Source organism: Methylobacterium durans, from assembly GCF_003173715.1.
GTDB classification, from domain to species: domain Bacteria; phylum Pseudomonadota; class Alphaproteobacteria; order Rhizobiales; family Beijerinckiaceae; genus Methylobacterium; species Methylobacterium durans.
Genome location: NZ_CP029550.1, coordinates 5,428,859 through 5,447,827, shown reverse-complemented (window position 1 = coordinate 5,447,827; position 18,969 = coordinate 5,428,859). Strand labels below are relative to the sequence as shown.

Genomic DNA, 18,969 nt, shown 5'->3' with positions numbered 1-18,969 from the left:
ATACGAAATCTGCTATTCGAAGCTGTCAGTTTAGCTGTTGCCACGAGCATAGCTCATTTTCGCAAATAGGATGATCGACAGACCAGCACTAGCCACCCGGCTACGGCCTGTTATGACTTGAGCCAGTCGAGTGCGGCGGCAAGGCAGAGGACACCGGCGAAGCTGGTGGCGGTCTTCTCGTAGCGGGTGGCGACGGCGCGCCATTCCTTTAACCGCGCCCAGAGACGCTCGACCCGGTTGCGGTTGGTGTAGATCCAATCCGGACAGGCGACAGGCGCCTCGTGCCGCTGCGGCGGGATCGCAGGCCGTGCACCCATGCCCCAGATGTGCGCGCGGAAGCGATGGCTGGTGTAGCCCCGGTCGGCCACCACCCACTTGGGCACGCCCGGCAGCTGCTCGAGCAGCGGGATGGCCTGAGGCAGTTCATGTGCTTGCCCAGGCGCGATCCGGAACGCGATGGCGCGACCAGCGCCATCAGCGATCACGCAAGCCTTGGTCCCTGAGAGGCCACGAGAGCGGCCAAGCGCCTCACGCTTGCTCCGCTCAGCTTGAGATCCCCCTTCGCGCAGCCCCCGCCGCCTTCTGGTGAGCGCGCACGCTGGTGCCGTCGAGGAACACCATGCCGAGCTGCACGCCGCGCTCCTGAACGAGGCTGAGGAGCCGCTCCCAGACACCAGCGCGTGCCCACCGGATGAAGACCTGAGCGGCCCGCCACCAGGGTCCGAGTTCAGCTGGCACGGCGCGCCACTTGGCGCCATTCTGATGCCGCCAGAGGATAGCCGAGACGGTGCGACGCAGATCCTGTGGTGGCGTCTTGCCCTTCGGCCGGCAGGCTTCCACCAGCGGCTCCAACTCAGCCCATTGTGCGTCCGACAGCATCGCTCCTCCTCGTTCAGGAGAGGCGAAACGCTCACCGCATCAGACGGTTCAAGCGATCACAGGCCGTAAGCGCCGAGGGGCTAGCGGTGTATTGAGACGCCTGAAATTGGTCAACAAAACTTCAGGCATTCAATCATCTTTAATGGAAGAAAACTCCATCACTGACAACTTGGCGTCCTTCCACGGCGCCGAATTCCAAATAATGCACCAGAGGATTGATGCCGGCCGCTGCAACGTCCGGGTTTGCGGCAAGATATCCTCTCGTGTCAAAGTTCGCGGACGGGTCGCGTCCCTCTTTCCAGCCAAAATTGAGATAGTGCTCCAGCGGATTCACTCCTGCCGCTCGCACATCTCCGTAAGCATTCAGATACCCCTGCGTATCGAAAAAGGCGTTCGGGTTGCGGCCTTCGCGCCAACCAAACGTATTGTAGTGCGAGTCTGCGTCTAAACCTGAGTTGAATACATCTTGGTTTCGGCTCAGATAGAATAGATCATCAACGAGCGGGCTTCCGTCGCCCTGAACAATCGTGCGGTCACCGAACTGGAAGACCTCAGTATTTTTCACAATGTCTGTGCCGTTTTCCCCTGTTCCACTGACGGATACAAGGGTCCCCCGAGAATCGATGCCCGCTTGCAGGAACGCGAAATTGAAGATGGCAGTATCGCGGCCAATTCCTCCGTCCAAGATGTCGTTACCTGCGCGCCCGTTCATGACGTCGTCGCCAGAGTCGCCGAAAATGACATCATTTCCGGCTTGCCCGTCCAACAGATCATTGCCTGCATCGCCATCTACTAAATCGTTGCCGGGGCCTCCATCAACGTAATCGTCATCGTCGCCGCCAGCCACAAAATCGTCGCCCTGCTCGCCATAGACTTGATCGCGTCCTGCCTCGCCAACAAGGAAGTCATTGCCGAGCCCGCCGACTACGAAGTCGTCACCTGGGTTACCGGCGGCATAGTCATCACCATCTTGTGTGAAGATGCGGTCGTTGCCGGCTTCGCCAATGATCTGGTCATTGCCACCGCGGCCGAAGACCGTGTCGTCGCCGGGCCCAGCCGCGATGTAGTCGACGTCGCTGCCGCCCGTAATCGTGTCGTTGCCGTCCTGCCCGTCTATCCGGTTGAAGCCGCCTGGGTCCGTGATGATGTCATTGCCCAGAAGACCGAGGATGATGTCATCGGCAGTTGTGCCGGTCAGGTTGTCTGGACCGTTGGTGCCAGAAATCGTCGCCATCGGAGCGTCTCCCTAAGCTGTGCATTGCGCATTCAGCTTCAGAGCCAACCGGAGGCATGGAGTAATAGATCCTTAACAGAGATTAACGAGTACGCTTTTGTGCAGAAAAGGCCAAGCTAGAAATTGGCAAAACGCCTTCTTGGTATTCATTTTTTGGACGACTAACGCGACAACCTGCCGCAACTTACGGCGAAGCTTTAATGACGAGAATGCCTCTCTACTTTGGTTTTATCGTACCATGAGTTTGTTGAGGCGGCGCCTTCGAAGGCGACCATGTTGCATCGCAGATGCTTGACTGTTTCTGCGGTGCGAAAAGCCTTAGAGTTAGTTTTACTCTCATGCCCCGGGCCAGCCGCGCGGATCTGTGAGCCGCTGGAGCGGCGCGGGTGGGCTGAGCGGCGCGGGACGAAGGCGCTGCCGACGTGGCGAAGATGCGAAGGCGACCACAAGCTACGAGGCTACAGCTAGCGTAGCAGAAAGCTACTCTTCCACACGACGATCGCCACGCATCGAAGAACAATGCCCGGGCCCGCTTGATGTTTGCGGAATGATCTTCCATAGGCGAGCCGAGGGGCAAGCTACGGAACATTAACATGACAGAAGAAGAGCAGGGGCAGAGCCCCGACTTCGTGCAACTCGCAGCCGATATCGTCTCGGCTTACGTGAGCAACAACTCTCTCCCGGTCGCCGAGCTGCCGACTCTGCTCGCCAGCGTGCACGTGGCGCTGAACGGCCTCGCCAGCGGCGCGCCTCAGGCTGCTGAGGAAGTGGTCGAGAAGGCCACGCCTTCGCAGATCCGCAAGTCGATCACGCCGGATGCGCTGATCAGCTTCATCGACGGCAAGCCCTACAAGACCCTGAAGCGCCACCTAACGACGCAGGGGCTTGATCCGCATACGTATCGTCAGCGCTACGGCCTGCCCAACGACTACCCAATGGTCGCGGCCAGCTACGCCGCCCAGCGCTCCGAGCTCGCCAAGGCGATCGGCCTTGGGCGCACAGGCGGTATGGCGGAGGCTGCCGAGGCACCGAAGGGCCGCGGGCGCCGTAAGGCTGGCTGATACGGCCGGGCTCGCCCTTCCTAAGGGCGAGCACTCACCTCCTTCGAGCGGCTTCCTCGAATCGTGTTCCGATCAGCCCATGGCGGGAGGTCCACCATCTGGCCCCGTCGGCATCGGCACGAGAGCCAGCACGGTTCCATGCACGTCTAGGATGGCAACATTCCAGTGCTGAGGATCCCGGCCGCCGCCAGCACGCTCCTCAATGATCCTGTGCCAGATCCCGATCGCGTGGCTCTGGGCCGCGTCCATATCGGGGAGGTCTACACCCTTGTGATCCCGGGTGACGTCATCCCCATCGTGCAGCACGTCGAAGAAGTACCAGGGCATGAGCGCTCCCGCCGGCAGATGGGCTCTGCCGTCGTCAACGCACGGGCTTGCGCGCGGTGCTCGCCCGATCGCTCCAGCGCCCCCGACCTTGGCAACTCGGCCACGCATGCGGAAGGTGTGAGATCGGCAGGACGGGCGGCTCGGATGACAGCTTGGTATTGATCAAGTCACAATCTGAAGCCCACCGCCCTCCGAGAAGCTTTCCTCTGTCGTCCCCGACAATTCGTACAAGGCTTGGTTGAGCAGCGCCGGCCATGACTCGCCTCGCTCGTGAAGCAACATGGCTGCCTCAACGAGCGCACGAAGCTGTCGGGTAGGTATCTCCTGATCCGCGAGCCGAGCCATGAGCACGCGATCGGAAAGATCGATAGCCAAGCGAATGAGCTCGCCGAGGCGTTCAGAGCCGCTTCCATTGGTCGTGCTCACTTCAAATAGCCCTTCGCTGTCATTGCAGCCACGTATGAAGCAGGGGCAGGGCTTGCCGGCCCCTGCTGAATTGATGGCTTACTTCGCCTTCTCGGTGATTCCCTTGAGCCCAGCTTCGTAGATGCCGCCAATCACCTCCTGAGCCTTGGCATCAGGGGCACCTTTGGCCTTGAACGAGCCGGTCCAGGTAAGCTTCGAGCCCGCGCCATTCGGTGCCACAGAGAGCGTCGACTTGTAGTCCGACACCGGCAGCGGGCTCTGTAAGATCGTATAAGTGTAGTCCATCTTCTTCTCGTCGCGGGAGACCTGCTCCTCGACGATCTCGCCACCGCCCTTAAGGTTCAGGGTGCGCATCTTCTTGCCGCCCTTCTCGGAGAGCGTGCATTTCTCCACTGCCGGGTGCCAATCCCCAATCCCACAGAACTCGCCGATGGTCTTCCAGACTTTTGGGGGTGGGGCCGCGACATCTGCGGTCTTGGTAACTTCGAGGGCTGCGGCGGGGCTGAGGGCTGCCATAACGAAAGTAGCGGTCAGCGCTAACGACCTGAACATAAGGCGTTTCCTCGAATGGTTGATTGCGTTGGCATCGAAGCCGCCGAAGAAGATAGCGCACAATCAATCGGAAGCGAGGCCGCACGGTGCCATGCTTGCGCATGTGTGAACAAAATAATTGCCGTATTGAAAGCCGCGCGAGCCCCGAGTGGAGTGCACCCTGTCTGAGCGGACAGGCGGCGGGGCGGGTTTAGGCACTCCGGCTGAGGAACTCTCGGGGCGAGAGCATGCGCAGGCCGGAGTGCGGGTGGATGGTGTTGTAGTCCTCGAACCAGCCGGGCAGAAGCCGCATCACGGTCTCGGCGTCCGGCAGGATCGTGAGGCGGGCGTAGTCGCGCTTGAGCGTCTTCACGAATGCCTCCGCGATGCCGTTGCTCTGGGGCGAGCGCACCGGCGTGAACAGCAACCGCAGGCCGAGCGCAGCGGCCGTTTGAGCAGTCTGCTTGGCGATGTAGGCGGAGCCGTTGTCGGACAGCCACTCGACCGGATGCGGTGTCTTTGTCGCGCTGAACCGGCGCTCGGCGCAGGCAAGCATCAGGTCGCAGACCATCTCGGCCGAGACACCCGCCGTGGTCGCTGACCAAGCCATGATTTCGCGATCGCAGGCGTCGATGGCAAACAGCACCCGCACGACTGCGCCGTCCCGGCAGCGCAGTTCGAGGTGGTCCGAGCACCATCGCACGTTCGAGTGTAGTGCGACGACGACGCCGTCGTGGGTCCGGCCGGGACGGCGGGCAGTGTGCGGCGCGAGGGTGAGCCCGTTCGCCCGCAGGATGCGGAGCACGCGCTTGGCGTTGATGACGGGCTCGCCGCGCGAGCGCAGCACCCGGTTCACCAGCGCAGTGACGCGGCGGTAGCCGTAGCTCGGCCGCGCATCGACGATCGCGCGGATCGTCGGCAACAGCAGCGCATCCTTGGGCTTGCGGTAGGGGCCGCGCGGCCGGGAGGAATGGCTCAGGCGCTCGGTCAGATGAGAGCGGGCTACGCCGAGCGTGTCGGCGACCGCCTTCACCGCGAACCGCCCGTCGGCTCGCCCCAGGAGGCGAGCGGCAAGCTCAGTTTTTTTGTGCGCGCGAGGTCGAGCGCCTCCTTCAGGATCTCGACTTCCATGGTCTTGCGCCCGAGCAGGCGTTCGAGATCGCGCACGCGCCGTTCCAACGCGCGCACCCGGCTGGTTCCGACGACCTCCTCGTCGGCTTGCACGGCCTGATGGCCGCCCTCCAACATGCGTCGCTTCCACGAGAACAGCAGGCTCGGCGATATGCCGTAGCGGCGGGCCACGAACGATACGGACGAGCCGGGCTGCTGGCTCTCCTCGATGAAGCGGATCTTCTCGGACGTGGACCAACGACGTCGGCGCTGAACGCCAGCCAGGATCTCGCCGTGCACCGGCGGGGCAGTCGGATCAGGTGACATAGCCTTACCCATAGGCTTGCGCCTATGCCTTCGTGAGCTATGCCGCCTGTCCGGTCAAAACGGGGTGCAGTTCACCGAGACTGCGGGGCCGGCCTAAGCATGATGATTGCTGGCGAAACGGCCCTGCCAGCGGAGAATCCCTGAGAGGCGCCGGCAAGGCCGTGTTGGATGTGCACTTCCAGCCTGTTCACCGTGCCTGATCAGCCGCCCGCGGCATTCACCCAGATTAGGCGCCTCAGAGGGAACCCAGGCGTCTGGGACAGCAGGGCTGTGCCGAGCAAAGCAGTACGGTTTGAAGAGCGGCCCCGCCGCCAGCTTAGGGGGCACGGTTGGTAGATCGGCGGAGCCGGGCTGAAGGGTACCCGGGAGGGTTCCGCTTCAGCCCGGCCAGCATGATCCTCAGATCCTGGCGGGCATTCACGCAGGTGAAGCGCGGCAGGAGAAAGCCCCGCGAGCGTGCAGAGCAAGGATTGGGCAAGCCTGACACCTGACGTCGTGTAACCGTGATTAATGCATAGGCTCACGCGGCCGCATACGACGGAGACTCGCGCTCGACGGCGGCGAGCCAGATCCGGAGGCCGTGAGTGAGTCCCGACATGCAGAAATTTCTGCGCGTTCTGGCGGAACGCGGTCGTCCACTCGGCCCACGACAGATCGGCATCGGCTGCACGGTGGCCCAGGGGCAAGCTCGACAGGCTGCGCGCGCTCTCGGCTATGTGACGTTCGACGCGACGGCGCACGTGTGGGCGATCACCCAGGCGGGCCTAGAGGCTCTCGAGAGGATGCAAGCCTTCTTGTAGGATGACGGACCGAGCATCGGGTCGACGGCTTACGGCTGGGCCTGCTTCCACTCGCCAACCAGGCTTAGGGTTGCGGTAGAGCGTGGCACCGCGCTCATCCCGGATGCTGATGCAGAAGGTGCGGCAATCTCCGTCAGGCAGCCTTTCTCGGGCCATGTCGGGAAACAGCATCATCGCCGCGTCTCGAGCTGCTGCCAGATCGCGAAACTCCTGTCCCTCATCGTCCTCGACGAGCATGTCATCGTCGTTCGAGTCGATGAAGAACCGCGGCATGCCCCTTCCCCGTTTGAGCGCGAGTACAACTTGGGGCTGCAATGTAGGCTCCAGTACAATCAGCTGCCGCACGAGGCGCACGAAAAAGCCCGCCGCGGCGAGCCGGGCGGGCTGAAGGTGGTGTCGAGTGATTGGCTTATGCGAGCTGCCAGCCGAGCTCGATCTGGCTGAGGTGCACGCTATGAGACTCCGCACTGTCCGAGAGCAGGACGGCGAGATCAGCCCGTGACGTGCCTCCGTTTAGTAGGTTCGTCCAGTACGCCTTGCCATCGGCGTCCGCCGGGCGGCCGAGCGCATTGTCGTAGAGAGCCTCCACGTAGTCGCTATTCTGCATGCTGCCGTACTTCGATACGTTCTCCGGCGTGCCGAGGAACGCCTTCGCGAGATCGCTAATGGAGCCGCCCGTCTCGAGTTGGCTGGCCCAGTACTGGAGGCCACCGGCGTCGGGCGCGCGATCGAGCATGGTGTAGTAGAGTCGCGCCACGTCTGCGGCCTGCTTGTCGGTCACGAAGACGCCGGCATCGAACACCGGCTTGAGGTTACCGAGGTGCTCGGCGGAGAATACGAAACCGCTCGCCACGTCGATGCGCGCAGCGCCGGCATTCAGCTGGCCCGTCCAGTAGTCGAGCCCGCCTGTGTCGGCCTCGCGGTGCAGCGTGGCTTGGTAGAGCTGGCCCACGAACTCGCGATTACCGAGCGCGCCTGCCCGCGCCTGCCCCTCAGGAGAGTCAAGGAACAGCTGGCCGAGGTCGCGTGCCGTGACCCCGTGTTCCAAGCGGTCAGCCCAGTACTCTAGACCGAGCGCGTCAGGTGCTCGGCCCAGCAATCCGTCGTATAATACGTAGACTTGGCCGCCAACGCCGGCCGCATTCGTCGCAAAATGGCCGAACGCGGAGGGTTGGGACACGACAATCTGGTAATTTGTTGCTGATATCGTATAGGAACCTGTCGTGTTCAGAAAGCCGCCAGCCTCAAGAAGATAGGGTCCGGTAGCCGGTGCGGTGAATATGATTTGCGAGTTGACATTCCCGCCACCGTTGTCGTCGAAAGCGAGTTGGGTCCCAGCAGAGTCGAGCAATCTCAGAACTGGATCCAGTGGCGCTGAAGTGCCAATTAGTTCGAATTTGTATGCCTGTCCCTGAATTAAATTAAGTGAGTAAATGTCTTTCTCTAACGCTGCACTAACTGACCCCTGAATCGCACTGGACGCCCCGATCCCCAATACACCGTCTGGATGTGAGAGCTTCCAAGTTTGCCTTATGGCCGCGAGCTCGTTCGCATCAAACGCGCCATTGAAGAATATCAGGTTTAGGGTAGTGTCATCAGATCCCTCAAGATCCCTTCTGTGGAAACTAAAATTTCCCCAGTTGTAATTACCTGGCGCAATTGTCCCGTCGAGAAGAATCCAATTTGGGCTCGTTGCAATATTCCCCGGTTGTGCGCCAGGAAACGGACCAACTGCCGTTGTTACAGATAAATTTGGGAACTCACCGGCATCAATTAGCGGACTGCCGGAAGGATGGAAATGTGTGTAGATTGTATGAAAAGCATTTGGTGTGTTCGGAAACTGGTCGCTATTGCCTGCTAAATAAAAAGCCATAGTATCGTTAGAGGGCGGGTTTCTCAAAGTTATGCCGAGATTGTTGTGAAAATTGATACCGATCAACCCTCGCAGTCCGTTTGCTGACTCAACCGTCGGGGGCGTGTTTGTTGGGTCATCGGGATCAATTTCATGCATGCCAATAGTTATTATGCCATGATAATCCGCTCCAAATAGCAGATCAGGACTAAGATTGTAGTCGAATATAAGTGGTTCCGAAACGCCATCTAGCCTGAAATTATCTACTAAACTGCCCTGCCTTAAGGTCACTTGGTCTGGCAAGGTGAACGTCCAAGCGCCACCGTTAACATCAATCACGTTTCTGGTATAGGACATCTTCGCCTCCCGTTGGACGATGCAGGGCGATTTGTCAGACTAAACCACCTGGAATCATGTATAATCTACAGCGCCGCGTGACTTTTCTCCTAGGCTCGAGCGGCGCTAGTCGGTTCTATTTTCGTTTGTGCAAAATCGACAAACGATGCTCCGCCACCGCAGGTGCTTTATGCTCGCTATTTCTATGACATAACACTGAAGGAGCACGCAAAGTATCGAGCGTACTGAAATTTGCGCATCGAAAGCACGCGCAGACGGCCGAGGTTCACGCCCGCGCCAGATGAGATCTGCGGATGGTTGGCGCATGATCTGCGAAGGTTGTGACCGATGCAGAAGCACCGCGGGTGCGGCGCCATTGAAGGGACCGGCACTCCCAGCTCGACCTGGAGCACACAGCTGCGGGACTGAGGAGCGTCTTTGCGAATTGGCCCCGTCAGCGTCGATTGGGGGGTGAACCGGAGCTGACGGGGCCACGTCGGGTGTCGAGGCCGACTGGGGCACGTTCTGACCCGTTGCCGGCAGCAGCCTTTGCAAAAGTGTAGTGCGAGACGCACGAAAGAAGCCCGCCACGGCGGCGACCGGGCGGGCTACCTTGAACGCAAAGAGCCCGCCACGGCTGAGGAGGGATGCCGGGCGGGCTCAGGTGAAAGCGAGAAGAGCGCTCTCGGCTTGGGAGTTAAAGCCTGATTGTTGCCAAGGCATGAAAAAGCCCCGCTCGGCGGGTGCCGGCGGGGCTGAAGGTGTCGTTTCGTGAGAGATACGCACCGGGACAACGAGGCGCAGGGCGGCCGGTTCAATCCGGCGGACCACCCTTCCCCACCACGCAGGGTGCTCGCATCACCTCGGCCGGCGTCTCGACGACCCACCGTAGGGCGTTACCGTTGAAGCTGAGGAGCGTGTTCGCGCCGGCATAGGCCGATCCTCGCTCGAGCCGGACGGGCGTCGCCACCGTGATGAGGTCGCGGTTCACGTAGATCTCGGGCGGCGGCGCGCCGGGCTCGCCCGTCAGGGCATGGAGCAGCACGAAGCACCTCACTGCGGGCTCTCCACCTCGAACGGCACCACGATGTCATCGCGCGTGATCGGCCAGTAATAGCGTTGCAGCGGGTTGCACGCGTAGATCGGCACCGCCCGGAACTCGGCCGGCCCAGAGCCGAAGAAATCCGGCACGTCGATCTCGCTGGTGTAGGTGAACTCGCCCAGACCCTGCGGCGGGCGCTCGTAGTCGATGTCCGGCAGGAAGCGACGGTGGGTGTGGCTGTCGTAGATCGCCCTGTCCACGTGCGTGTTGCACTCGCGCAGGTATCGGATCCGGGTCTGCACGATGAGCTTGCCGCCGGGCTTCACGACGGGCGTCAGCACATCCGTCGACACGATCTCGACCGGCAGTTTCCGGTCCGCGGCAAACCAAGCCAGCGTGCCGGCCGCGAGAAGGATCGCGCTGCTGATCACGGCGAGGCAGAAGTAGCCGAAGATCCGCAGGCTCATTTGCCACCCCGCAGCAGGGCGAAAATGTCATAGCCCGACTTGGCCAGCGCCACGGTGCCGGTGACGAACGTGACGGCCACGCCGCTGACCCACATCAGCACCTTGGCGGCCGTGCGCGAGGAGTTGATGAAGTCGACCGCGCCGTCGAGGTTCTTCAGTTCGCGGTCGTTCTTGCCATCGACCCAGGCCACGGTCTCCGGCCGCAGGCTCAACAGCTTCTCGAGCTTCGCGACGTCGGCTTCGCTGAGGGCATTGATGAGCCGGCGGACGTGCGGCGGGCCGCGAAGGTACCGGCGATCGTCGTCATCATCCATGTCGTAGGCACGCCGTACTTCATCCTCACCAAGCCCTCTCTTCGGTAAGGGGACTGTCTCTTGGAGGCTGCGCCCGACCTGCTGCAGCGCTGCACGCCGGCATGCGTTCGGGTCGTTCTTCGGCCGGCGCGGCTCATCCATGATGTGTCAGCCAGCCCGCCTCACTTCGTGGGCAGCGCCGGCAGCACCGGGTCGAGCGTGTTGGTCTTGGTCGCCGCGTCCTCAAGATGCAGCATCCGGAACACGCGCTCGGCGATGCCGGTCGGTCCGCCCGCCGCCTTCACGATCCAGTCCGGCGTGGAATCCACCGCGCGCTGCACCGCCTTGGCGATGACGACCGAGCCGACCGGGATGGTGAGCTTCTGGTCCTTCACGGCGCCGGAGACCGCGTTCAGCGCGTACTCGATCGCGGTGCGCACCATCCGATCGATCAGGGCATTCGTCAGGAAGATGCGGAGCGGCCACGCGAGCGTGCTGACGAGGCCGGTCAGGAAGGTCACCGCGGCCGGGACGACGATGGCCTGGGCGGCATTGCCGAAGGCGACGATCCAGGCGCCCCAGGGCACGATGACGGCCTTGTCGCCGATCTCGGCAACCTCGGCGGCGAAGACGGGGGCGGCGAGGCAGACGAGCGCCAGCGCCGCGAGCGTGAGCATGCGGGTCATGATGGGATCCTGATGGTGGTGTGCTCGGCGGGCCCGGCCGGCGCGGGATGGAAGGGCCGAAAGGGCCTGCGGCAACGACGTATCTGCCGTCCCGGCCCTACCTTGCCGTAGGTTCAACCGTCAGACTGCGGTCCACCTCGTGGACAGCTGCTTGGCGGGCGGATCGGTGGGGTTCCCCGCAGTTCCTTGTCGGTCCGCCTCGGTGACTCGCGCGGTATTCCTCAGGCGCGATCGCCGAAGGTGTCGTCGATCCAGCGGCCGATGCGCGCCCAGAAGCTGGGCTGAGCTTGGACGGTGACGGGCGGGAGCGGCACCGGAGCGGGAGCCGGCTTCGCAGCCACAGGCGGCAGGGGCGCGACCACGACCGGAGCCGTCGGCACCGCGGGTGCCGTCACGACGTCCATCTCAGGCGACCAAGCAGTGTCCTTGATCTTGGCCCAGCGCGTGAACGCGGCCGCGAGCTTCGTGTGATAGGCGTTCTCGGCGTACTTCGGACCGTTGTAGCCACGGGCGAATCCAGCCCAGTTGTGAGCCCGGAGCTCGTCGTCGAGGTGGTTCGCGACGATAAAGTTGATCATCGCCTCCAGGTGCTCGGCCTCACCGCCCTCGACGAAGGCCAGAACCATTTGCTGCGGCGAGTCGTAGCCGGCCGCCACGTAGTTCTCGCCCATGATCTGCCCAAGACCCCAAGACGCGCTCTTGAGCGCGGCGGTCTCGTCGATCTGCATGGCCTGGAACAGGCGCGGGTAGCTGTCGGAGGGATAGTCCTTGCGCCACTTCGGATACGCGAGGCCCTGCGCCACCGCGGCGTCGCGCTTCGGGCCGGCCGCGAGGTTCGCATAGAAGCGGTGCGGCTCGAACAGCATCTTCGGCCGCTTGAGCTTGTCGAAGCCGCCGCCAGCAGTCTCCACGTCGATGACGGCATGGATCTCGTCCTCGCCGACCCCGATGCGGTGTCCGAGCCGTGGGAGGTCGATATCGGCGAGCCGCATGGCACTGCCCACGAAGCCGAGGGCGCGCACGCGTGCGAAGGCGTCCGCGCTGGTTGCGGGCGATGCCATGGCAGATCCTTGTTGGGTTCAGGATAGGTCGGGACGCTCAGCCGTCGAAGCCGCCGAGCAGGGACAAGCCGGCGAGGCAGAGCGCCGAGACGATCAGCGCCAGCGCGGCCCAGATCACGACGTGGCCCGCGCGGCGCTCGCCCTCGGTCTGCCCGCGCTCCGAGAGCATGGCGCCGAGGATGAGGAGCACGAGCCCGAAGCCGAGAAGGGCGAGGCCGGCGGCGAGCATACGGATGCCTTTTCCGGTCAGACGCGCCGCGTCAGTTCCCGACCGCGAACCAGTGAACGCCCTCGCCGCCCCGAGCGACCGAACTGCCCGAGACGAACCGAACGGCCACCGAGAACCCGGTCAGCGAGAGGTTGTAGGGGTTCGCGCTCTCGAGGACGGTGGTGGCGGTCGATGGCTGCTGGACGGAGGTCTGCACCGAGAAGACACCGCCTATGAATGGCGTCGGGAAAGTCACGGACACATCGGCTGCGGAATTGCCGGCAACCGTGCCCCATTGCTCAATCAGCCCGTTCGACCACTTGCGATAGCCTGGGTTTCCGACCACCGCTGCGGTGATGTACGGCACCTTCGGTGTCCGGTCCGCTGGCTGATACGACGTCACCCGATGATTGCCGGACACATCGCTTTCGATCAGGCAGCAGTCACCCGCCGCGGTGACGATGTTCGCGAGCCCGGGCAGGATCAGCGAAGTGGCGTTGTGGGTAAGCGTGAGTGACGCAGCGAAGCGCAACCGATAGTCCCGGTTCGGCGTGGTCCCGAAGGATGTGATCGTCGTCGTGCCGGTGATGAGGACGTCACGAGTGCGCAAGCTGCCGATATTGGTGGTCGCGGCCGAGGCGATTGAGGTCTCGCCTGTCCCCAGCGTGCCGCTGTCGCCGAGCCGACGCATCAGCCGGTGATCGCGACGCTGTAGGTGGTGCCGTTGGCCGGCGCCGTGCCGAACGTGACCGTCATCGTGTTCACCGTGGCCGCGGTCCAGTCGATGTCGACGCCAATGTCGGAGGAGTCGCGGAAGGCCGGCACGATCCGCTTGGTGTTGAGGTTGTGCGTGATCGTGAAGGTGACGGTCGTGCCGTCGCCCGTGATGATGCCGCTCGTGATGCGCGCCGTGGCGATCGTCGAGGTGGTGTCGATCGTCAGGCCGCTCGCGCTCTGGGCGAGGCCGGAGTTGGCCGGCAGCAGCAGCGAGAGGCCGGAGGCCGTGTAGGTCAGGCCGGACGTGCTGGTGAGCAGGATCGAGAGGCCCGACGCCGTGGTCTGAAGGCCGGATGCCGAGGGCAGCAGTACCGAGAAGGCGTTGCCGACGAGCTGCAGGCCGCCGTTCGAACCCGCGGTGTAGGCGGCAGCGGCGCCGAACTGCACGATCGTGATGGCGGTGGTGCCGAGCGTGATCGTGCCCGTGTTGTTCACCCGCCACTGCGTCTTGCCGTAGGTCGTGCCCTCCTCGACGAACCAGAACGCGCCAGGCGTGATCTCGCCGGTCTGATCCGCATCGGTCGCCCGGGTCCAGGCGCCCGAGGCTGCTACGTAGACGCCGTTCTGCGAGGTGGTGGTCTGAGCAGTTGCCAGGATGCGATCGCCCGCAACCGGCGTGACCCCATCGAGGGCGGACAGGCCGCTGAGGGTGATGTTCGAGGTGGCGACGAGGCGCACGCTCGGCTTCGAGTCGATACCGGCCGCCGCGCTTTGCACCGCACCGTCGACGTAGTTCTTGGTGGCGGCCTCCTGCGCGTTCGTCGGGTCGGCGAGGTTGGTGATCTTGAACCCGCCACACGACACGTTGGCCGTCGGCGCCGCGAAGGCGCTGAGTGAGTAGCCCTGCACCACTGTCGCGAGATCGGAGATCGTGCTCGCCGTCTGCGTGCCGGTGTGATTGGCGCGGGATAGCGGGTTCGTGGCGAGCGCCGCGATCGGAATTGAGCCGTCCGTCAGCGCGGCCGCATCGTGCGGGCGCCAAGCCGCGCCATTCCAAGTGTAGCGGACGCCGGTCGAAGTGTTTGTATAGTCCTGACCCACCTTCGGCGATGAAGGCGCCGACGCCAGCGGGTGAATGACGGGATTTCGCAGTTCACCCTGCGCGAAATCCTGAAAAGGACCAAGCCGCTTCATGACGATGTCCTTAGTTGAGGAAGGCCGTGCCGGCGGTCGGCGCGATGAGCGTCACAACGATCGTGTTGGCATCGACGTAGCGGGTGTCGCCGTCGAACACGTCGCCCGCAGAATCGATCAGCGTGACGCCCGGGAAGCGATTGAGGCCGTGGGTCAGGATCCAGACTGAAGCGGCCTGCGCCTGCACGATCACGGCGCGCGAGACCGCCTCACCGTCCTGTCCCGGCGGGCCCTGCTCGCCCTTCAGAGAAACAAGGAAATCGTCGCGAGTGCCGGCGTTGCCGGCCGCAAGCCAGACCTCGTAGGCGTCGGCGCCAGCTGGCCCGCTCTGCCCGAGCGGCGGCAGCGGGATCGGCGATGTAGGGGTGCGCATCGGTTCAGACCCAGGTCAGCGCGCCGTTCACCGCGGCGAGGGTGTAGGTCTTGGTCGACGCATCCGGCGGCAGCGCAGGCAGCGCGCCGGGCGCGCCCTGCGGCCCAATCATGAGTGGCGCCGTCACGAGGCGATTCTCGTAGGGCTGCGCCGGGATCAGGACGGGCGCATAACCGCCGCCGGCCAACCCGGTCGAATCGGATCCTGGATGCACTTTGAGCTCGACCCGCCCGACCCACTCGGTGCGGGCGAGGTTGCCCGGATCTGGATGGCGCTTGATGTCGCCCAGGACGACCGTGGGCCGACCGATCCGCCAGGTCCGGTCTGCGACGCGCAGATCGATGGCGAAATAGGGTGGCACGTCGTCCGTCGCCGGCACGAAGGTGAGCGTGCCGGCCTCGCTCGAAGCCGTGGCGATCGGCGCGCCGCCGAGCGTCGGCGTCAGGGCCACCGTGAGCAGCGTGTCGGACAGGTCGAGATCCTGGCCCGGCAGCGTGGCGATCGGAACCGCCAAGAGCCAATCGGCCGTGTCAATGACGGAGCTGAGCACGGTCGCAGGTCCGCTCAAGCCGCGATCTTGGCGGCTTCGATGAACAGCGCGTCGATCTCTGCCGCGCCGCCCAGAAGCTGCTCGCCGAGATCGATCACGTGTGGGTTCTGGCGCTCCCAGGTCGAAGCATCGTCGAACCAAATCTGCACTTCGGGATCGGCCTCGACCGCGGTCTTGACCATGTCGAGGAGCCCGGTGCGGTGGAGAGCGATCTTGGCCTGCGCTCGTGTCACTGACTGCGGAACGGAGGCCCCGCTCGACATGCCGAGTCCGTAGAGGGCTAGGACCTCGGCGAGCGCGGCGTCGGTCTGCTTTCCGTCATCGTCGCGCGGCCAGATCGTAGGCAGGCGACCGACCTCTTTCCAATTGCCAAACGCCTCGTCCGAGGCCGGCACCGGGGCGCCTTGGGCGCTGGAGAAGACACGCCCGTTGTCCGCTTGCCAGTACCAGTCGGACGGCGTGAAGCTCGGGATCTGGTCCATCGTCAAGCCTGCGTCGAGAGGAATGAGGAGCGTCAGGCGTACTGGCCGCCGAGCGCGGTCGAACCTGCTGTGCTGCCGGGGAAGAAGTTCGCGCCGCCACCGGTGTTGATGATGCCGTTGAGCGAGGCCGAGTACCGAGCTCCTGTTGCGGTGCCAGACACCGAGGCGCCAGAACCGGCGTAGATCAGGCCTACGCTCGAGCTGTTTGCGAAGGCGTTAGAGAAGGCCGGAGTGCCAACTACTGTCAGCGTGACGCCGGCGTTGATCGTGATGCTGCCGCCGAGCGTCTGGAGCGCTGACCCCATCGGGCCCGCGATCGTGCAGCCAGAGCCGATCGTGATCGATGCGCCGTTCGTCGCGACCATGTGGGCGAACCCGCCCGAGGACACCGACGTGAAGCTGACATTCTGCAGGAAGACGCTGCCGCCGGCGTTGGTGCCGAGCGTGTGGTTCGACGTGCCCGTGTTGGCGAGCGTGACGCCACGCAGTTCGATGGCGCCGCCGGTCGAGCCGACGCACGACTGAGACCCCCCAACCGGTCCCGATCCGGAGAGGATGTAGGCGCCCTGGTTCGCGACATCACCCTTGATGACGAGCGTGCCCAGCGTCGGCGGAATCGAACCTGGCATGGCGTAGGTGCCGGCCACGCCGAGCTGGATTGTGATCGCGGTGCCGATGTTGGCGTAGCGAGCGCCGGCCTTGGCCGCAGCTGCGGCGATCGTGGCGAACGCTTTGGCCGCAGTGTTGGCCGAGCCGTCGTTGGCATCGTTGCCGTCCGGCCGGACGTAGATGATTGGGTTCGTGGCGATGCGTGGCGCCAGAATGCCGAAGAGCTGCAGCAACTGCGTGTTATCGGTGTGCGAGGGTGTCAGACCTGCCGCCGTGAACGCATTCACAAGCTCGCGCTGAACCCACTCCCACGCCCGGGCGTCGGCGATGCTGCCAGGGATGCCGAGCTCGGCATTGCCGTTCTGGTAGGAGGCATCCGGGTTGTCCGGCTGATCGAACGGACCGTAGTAAGCGCCCATGGAGACATGACCTCGCGCGAGGGCGCCGACTGAGCGGGCGCCGCGTCAGGGGACAGAGATTGAGAGAGGCGGCCGCTAGTACGCGCTGAGCGGCTGGCCGGTGTAGAGGAAGGTCACGAGCGTGTGCGCCGGCTTCCAGCGTCGGAACACGCACTCCAGGTCCTCGGCGATGTCGGGCTCGAAGTGGTGGTCGACGCCGGGGTTGCCGCCGTTCGGGCCGCCCCGGAACCAGCGGTAGGCCGGCATGATGCGCAGATGCGGGTCGATGCCGGCCTGACCGGAGCCGCCGCGGAACCACGACAGGCGCCGTCCCGCGACAAGCACCCGCCACCACGCCCGATTGCCGGGCGGCCCAGCCCGCCAGCGGTAGGGACCGGCGATCTGCAGGTCGCTCGGCAGCTCAAGGTGATGCGCGAGGCCTGGGCGCCCACCGCCAACGCCACCGCGAAACCAGCGATTGCTTCCCGTGTAGGGTCTCGTGTCGCCGGCCCGGCTGATACCACCCTGGTAAGGCGACCACTCGACGATCTGGATCTGATAGCCGAGCGTCGACGCGATCCCGATGAAGAAGGCGCGAGACTGGCCGCCGAGCGCCGTCATCTTGTTCAGGAGCGCGTTGCGCCGGTCAATGACGCTGAGCGGCGTCGTCACGCAGGGGTCGGGGAGCCCGAAGGCCCGCTCCCACTCGCCGAGAAGCTCCAGCGTCTGGCGCGGATCCGTCTCGACCTCGACGAGGTCCCCAGCGCGACTGTCGACGTGCCCCCAGACCTCGCCGAGACCGCGCACGGTCTGCATCAACGCGCTCTTCGGGTCGCGCGGCCAGGCCGCGCCAGTCGGCAGCAGCGCGGCGAGCGCGTAGGCGTAGTCCTCGCCGTCATGGCGCGCGTAGCCGCCCGCCTCAGGCATACGTGATCTCGCCGAGCACGGCCAAGGCGCCGTTGTAGGGCATGACGTGGTCGCTCATGGCGAGGTCGAAGTGATCGACGCCGACCGCTGCCATCGCGGCCTCGGCAACCCAGGCGGCGTAGATGGTCTGGGCCGGGACGCGGGTGCCGTTCACGGCGCGGGCCGGCGCTGCCTTCTCCCGCAGCATGGTCGCGACGCTGGCGGCGATGTTGGTGCGCGTGCCGGGTGTGTTCGAGGACAGCCCGGTGATGGTGAAGTCGATCGGCTCCGGCACCGGGGCGGCGACGATGAAGTCCTGCACCGCCACCGGGCGGCGCTCGTCCATGTAGGTCTGCACGGTTGCGACGTCGTCCGCAGTCGGGAAGCCGCCGGCATCGGCGCGCAGGTCGTCCATCATGAAGCGGAGCGTGACCGAGCCAGGGCCGAGCTCGCCGGGTGACGTCCAGGCCCGTGTCACACCCGGCACTGCACGAGCCCAGGCCACGTAGTCGTCGGCGTCGCCGCCCATCGGCGGCTTGCGGATTCGCTCCAGAACGCGGTCGCGCAGGCTGGCATCGCTCTCAGTATCAACGCCGCCACTGAGGCTGACGACGAGCGCGGCGGCATCGACGCCCGCGATGGCCGTCGTGAAGGCCAGGGCGGCCCCGGCGACGAGGTTGCCGGCGGTGCCGGCCGTCGTGGCACGGATCGGGACGGGCGTGACGGTATCACCAACCGTCGTTTGCACCAGCACCTCGAACGACGCGCCGCCGCCCGCGAGCAGCGTGCCGACCGGCACGAAGGTGCCCTCGACACCGGTCACCGTGATCGACCCCTCGGAGAATGTCGCCGCCTGACGGCCGTTGAGGAAGATGTTCGCCCAGCGATCCAAGAACTCCGCTGAGGCCGTGTCGGGTAGAAACTCCGTAGCGAGGCGGGCGATGAACTGATAGGCGCCGAAGGCCAGACCGGCGTTACCGTCCGACAGGACGCGCGCCCGAGAGTTCGGCGGCAGGTCCGCGCCGCCGGCTAGGTAGGCCGCGAGGAAGTCGCGGCTGAGCGCCCGGGTTTCCGGCAGCGTCGGGATCGCGAACGGCATG

General features: G+C 64.4%; 22 protein-coding genes. 1 reads left to right on the top strand and 21 read right to left on the bottom strand.

The window, feature by feature from the left end; genetic code table 11:
• Positions 1-110 precede the first annotated feature (110 nt).
• A protein-coding gene (locus DK389_RS25215) for an IS5 family transposase (protein WP_109893769.1) occupies positions 111-879 on the bottom strand; the annotation gives its coding sequence in 2 pieces (ribosomal slippage) (positions 111-561 and positions 560-879; 771 coding nt in all).
• 139 nt (positions 880-1,018) lie between these two features.
• Positions 1,019-2,113, bottom strand: a complete 1,095-nt coding sequence (locus DK389_RS25210) for a calcium-binding protein (protein ID WP_109893767.1) — start codon at positions 2,111-2,113, stop codon at positions 1,019-1,021.
• A 593-nt stretch (positions 2,114-2,706) separates the two neighbouring features.
• On the opposite strand from DK389_RS25210, the gene DK389_RS25205 reads away from it, so the two are divergent.
• Positions 2,707-3,174: a Ros/MucR family transcriptional regulator gene (locus DK389_RS25205; RefSeq protein ID WP_109893765.1), complete on the top strand. Its 468-nt coding sequence runs from the start codon at positions 2,707-2,709 to the stop codon at positions 3,172-3,174.
• A 72-nt stretch (positions 3,175-3,246) separates the two neighbouring features.
• Here the strand turns inward: DK389_RS25205 and DK389_RS25200 are convergent, their stop codons facing one another.
• The 19 genes from DK389_RS25200 to DK389_RS25105 all read right to left on the bottom strand — a co-directional run bounded on the left by DK389_RS25200 (position 3,247) and on the right by DK389_RS25105 (position 18,968).
• Complete coding sequence (locus DK389_RS25200) at positions 3,247-3,501, bottom strand: DUF6894 family protein (RefSeq protein ID WP_109893763.1); 255 nt, start codon at positions 3,499-3,501, stop codon at positions 3,247-3,249.
• 504 nt (positions 3,502-4,005) lie between these two features.
• Positions 4,006-4,443, bottom strand: coding sequence for an SRPBCC family protein (locus DK389_RS25190; RefSeq protein ID WP_418291971.1), 438 nt, complete (start codon positions 4,441-4,443; stop codon positions 4,006-4,008).
• Between the two features lie 226 nt (positions 4,444-4,669).
• Positions 4,670-5,907 (bottom strand): IS3 family transposase gene (locus tag DK389_RS25185; RefSeq protein WP_109893757.1). Its coding sequence is split into 2 segments (ribosomal slippage): positions 4,670-5,547 and positions 5,547-5,907, totalling 1,239 coding nucleotides; the frame shifts between segments, so codons are not numbered across the junction.
• A 752-nt stretch (positions 5,908-6,659) separates the two neighbouring features.
• On the bottom strand, positions 6,660-6,968 hold the full coding sequence (locus DK389_RS32880; protein WP_162560847.1) for a DUF6894 family protein: 309 nt from the start codon (positions 6,966-6,968) through the stop codon (positions 6,660-6,662).
• Positions 6,969-7,104: 136 nt separating this feature from the next.
• Positions 7,105-8,904, bottom strand: coding sequence for a DUF4214 domain-containing protein (locus DK389_RS25175; protein WP_109893753.1), 1,800 nt, complete (start codon positions 8,902-8,904; stop codon positions 7,105-7,107).
• A 793-nt stretch (positions 8,905-9,697) separates the two neighbouring features.
• Positions 9,698-9,940, bottom strand: a complete 243-nt coding sequence (locus DK389_RS25170) for a hypothetical protein (protein WP_109893751.1) — start codon at positions 9,938-9,940, stop codon at positions 9,698-9,700.
• Complete coding sequence (locus tag DK389_RS25165) at positions 9,937-10,392, bottom strand: hypothetical protein (protein WP_109893749.1); 456 nt, start codon at positions 10,390-10,392, stop codon at positions 9,937-9,939. The genes DK389_RS25170 and DK389_RS25165 overlap by 4 nt, the downstream gene beginning before the upstream one ends.
• Positions 10,389-10,847 (bottom strand): hypothetical protein, encoded by a 459-nt coding sequence (locus DK389_RS25160; protein WP_162560846.1) that lies wholly within the window; start codon positions 10,845-10,847, stop codon positions 10,389-10,391. The genes DK389_RS25165 and DK389_RS25160 overlap by 4 nt, the downstream gene beginning before the upstream one ends.
• 20 nt (positions 10,848-10,867) lie before the next feature.
• On the bottom strand, positions 10,868-11,371 hold the full coding sequence (locus DK389_RS25155) for a hypothetical protein (protein ID WP_109893745.1): 504 nt from the start codon (positions 11,369-11,371) through the stop codon (positions 10,868-10,870).
• A 221-nt stretch (positions 11,372-11,592) separates the two neighbouring features.
• A complete protein-coding gene (locus DK389_RS25150) occupies positions 11,593-12,432 on the bottom strand; it encodes an N-acetylmuramidase family protein (protein WP_109893743.1) in 840 nt (279 codons plus the stop codon).
• 37 nt (positions 12,433-12,469) lie between these two features.
• Entirely contained in the window at positions 12,470-12,661 is a 192-nt protein-coding gene (locus DK389_RS25145) for a hypothetical protein (protein WP_109893741.1), read from the bottom strand.
• A 31-nt stretch (positions 12,662-12,692) separates the two neighbouring features.
• Positions 12,693-13,331, bottom strand: coding sequence for a gp53-like domain-containing protein (locus DK389_RS25140; protein WP_109893739.1), 639 nt, complete (start codon positions 13,329-13,331; stop codon positions 12,693-12,695).
• A complete protein-coding gene (locus DK389_RS25135) occupies positions 13,331-14,458 on the bottom strand; it encodes a hypothetical protein (protein ID WP_162560845.1) in 1,128 nt (375 codons plus the stop codon). Before DK389_RS25135 ends, DK389_RS25140 begins: the two co-directional genes overlap by 1 nt.
• Before the next feature lie 103 nt (positions 14,459-14,561).
• Positions 14,562-14,924: a hypothetical protein gene (locus DK389_RS25130; RefSeq protein ID WP_109893735.1), complete on the bottom strand. Its 363-nt coding sequence runs from the start codon at positions 14,922-14,924 to the stop codon at positions 14,562-14,564.
• Positions 14,925-14,928: 4 nt separating this feature from the next.
• The gene (locus DK389_RS25125; RefSeq protein ID WP_162560844.1) at positions 14,929-15,492 is read right to left on the bottom strand and encodes a hypothetical protein; all 564 of its coding nucleotides are present in this window, start codon (positions 15,490-15,492) and stop codon (positions 14,929-14,931) included.
• Entirely contained in the window at positions 15,489-15,956 is a 468-nt protein-coding gene (locus DK389_RS25120; RefSeq protein WP_109893731.1) for a hypothetical protein, read from the bottom strand. The genes DK389_RS25125 and DK389_RS25120 overlap by 4 nt, the downstream gene beginning before the upstream one ends.
• 32 nt (positions 15,957-15,988) lie before the next feature.
• Complete coding sequence (locus DK389_RS25115) at positions 15,989-16,984, bottom strand: hypothetical protein (protein WP_109893729.1); 996 nt, start codon at positions 16,982-16,984, stop codon at positions 15,989-15,991.
• 75 nt (positions 16,985-17,059) lie between these two features.
• Positions 17,060-17,890 carry a YmfQ family protein gene (locus DK389_RS25110; RefSeq protein ID WP_109893727.1) on the bottom strand — a complete coding sequence of 277 codons (831 nt, stop codon included), beginning with the start codon at positions 17,888-17,890 and terminating at the stop codon, positions 17,060-17,062.
• Positions 17,883-18,968, bottom strand: a complete 1,086-nt coding sequence (locus DK389_RS25105) for a baseplate J/gp47 family protein (protein WP_109893725.1) — start codon at positions 18,966-18,968, stop codon at positions 17,883-17,885. Before DK389_RS25105 ends, DK389_RS25110 begins: the two co-directional genes overlap by 8 nt.
• Between the last annotated feature and the right edge of the window lies 1 nt (position 18,969).

Excerpts from the sequence above, each read along its gene's own strand:
- DK389_RS25210 (WP_109893767.1), bottom strand. The coding sequence starts at position 2,113 with ATGGCGACGATTTCTGGCACCAACGGTCCAGACAACCTGACCGGCACA.
- DK389_RS25205 (WP_109893765.1), top strand. The coding sequence starts at position 2,707 with ATGACAGAAGAAGAGCAGGGGCAGAGCCCCGACTTCGTGCAACTCGCA.
- DK389_RS25200 (WP_109893763.1), bottom strand. The coding sequence starts at position 3,501 with ATGCCCTGGTACTTCTTCGACGTGCTGCACGATGGGGATGACGTCACC.
- DK389_RS25190 (WP_418291971.1), bottom strand. The coding sequence starts at position 4,443 with ATGGCAGCCCTCAGCCCCGCCGCAGCCCTCGAAGTTACCAAGACCGCA.
- DK389_RS32880 (WP_162560847.1), bottom strand. The coding sequence starts at position 6,968 with ATGCCGCGGTTCTTCATCGACTCGAACGACGATGACATGCTCGTCGAG.
- DK389_RS25175 (WP_109893753.1), bottom strand. The coding sequence starts at position 8,904 with ATGTCCTATACCAGAAACGTGATTGATGTTAACGGTGGCGCTTGGACG.
- DK389_RS25165 (WP_109893749.1), bottom strand. The coding sequence starts at position 10,392 with ATGAGCCTGCGGATCTTCGGCTACTTCTGCCTCGCCGTGATCAGCAGC.
- DK389_RS25160 (WP_162560846.1), bottom strand. The coding sequence starts at position 10,847 with ATGGATGAGCCGCGCCGGCCGAAGAACGACCCGAACGCATGCCGGCGT.
- DK389_RS25155 (WP_109893745.1), bottom strand. The coding sequence starts at position 11,371 with ATGACCCGCATGCTCACGCTCGCGGCGCTGGCGCTCGTCTGCCTCGCC.
- DK389_RS25150 (WP_109893743.1), bottom strand. The coding sequence starts at position 12,432 with ATGGCATCGCCCGCAACCAGCGCGGACGCCTTCGCACGCGTGCGCGCC.
- DK389_RS25145 (WP_109893741.1), bottom strand. The coding sequence starts at position 12,661 with ATGCTCGCCGCCGGCCTCGCCCTTCTCGGCTTCGGGCTCGTGCTCCTC.
- DK389_RS25140 (WP_109893739.1), bottom strand. The coding sequence starts at position 13,331 with ATGCGTCGGCTCGGCGACAGCGGCACGCTGGGGACAGGCGAGACCTCA.
- DK389_RS25130 (WP_109893735.1), bottom strand. The coding sequence starts at position 14,924 with ATGCGCACCCCTACATCGCCGATCCCGCTGCCGCCGCTCGGGCAGAGC.
- DK389_RS25120 (WP_109893731.1), bottom strand. The coding sequence starts at position 15,956 with ATGGACCAGATCCCGAGCTTCACGCCGTCCGACTGGTACTGGCAAGCG.
- DK389_RS25115 (WP_109893729.1), bottom strand. The coding sequence starts at position 16,984 with ATGGGCGCTTACTACGGTCCGTTCGATCAGCCGGACAACCCGGATGCC.
- DK389_RS25110 (WP_109893727.1), bottom strand. The coding sequence starts at position 17,890 with ATGCCTGAGGCGGGCGGCTACGCGCGCCATGACGGCGAGGACTACGCC.
- DK389_RS25105 (WP_109893725.1), bottom strand. The coding sequence starts at position 18,968 with ATGCCGTTCGCGATCCCGACGCTGCCGGAAACCCGGGCGCTCAGCCGC.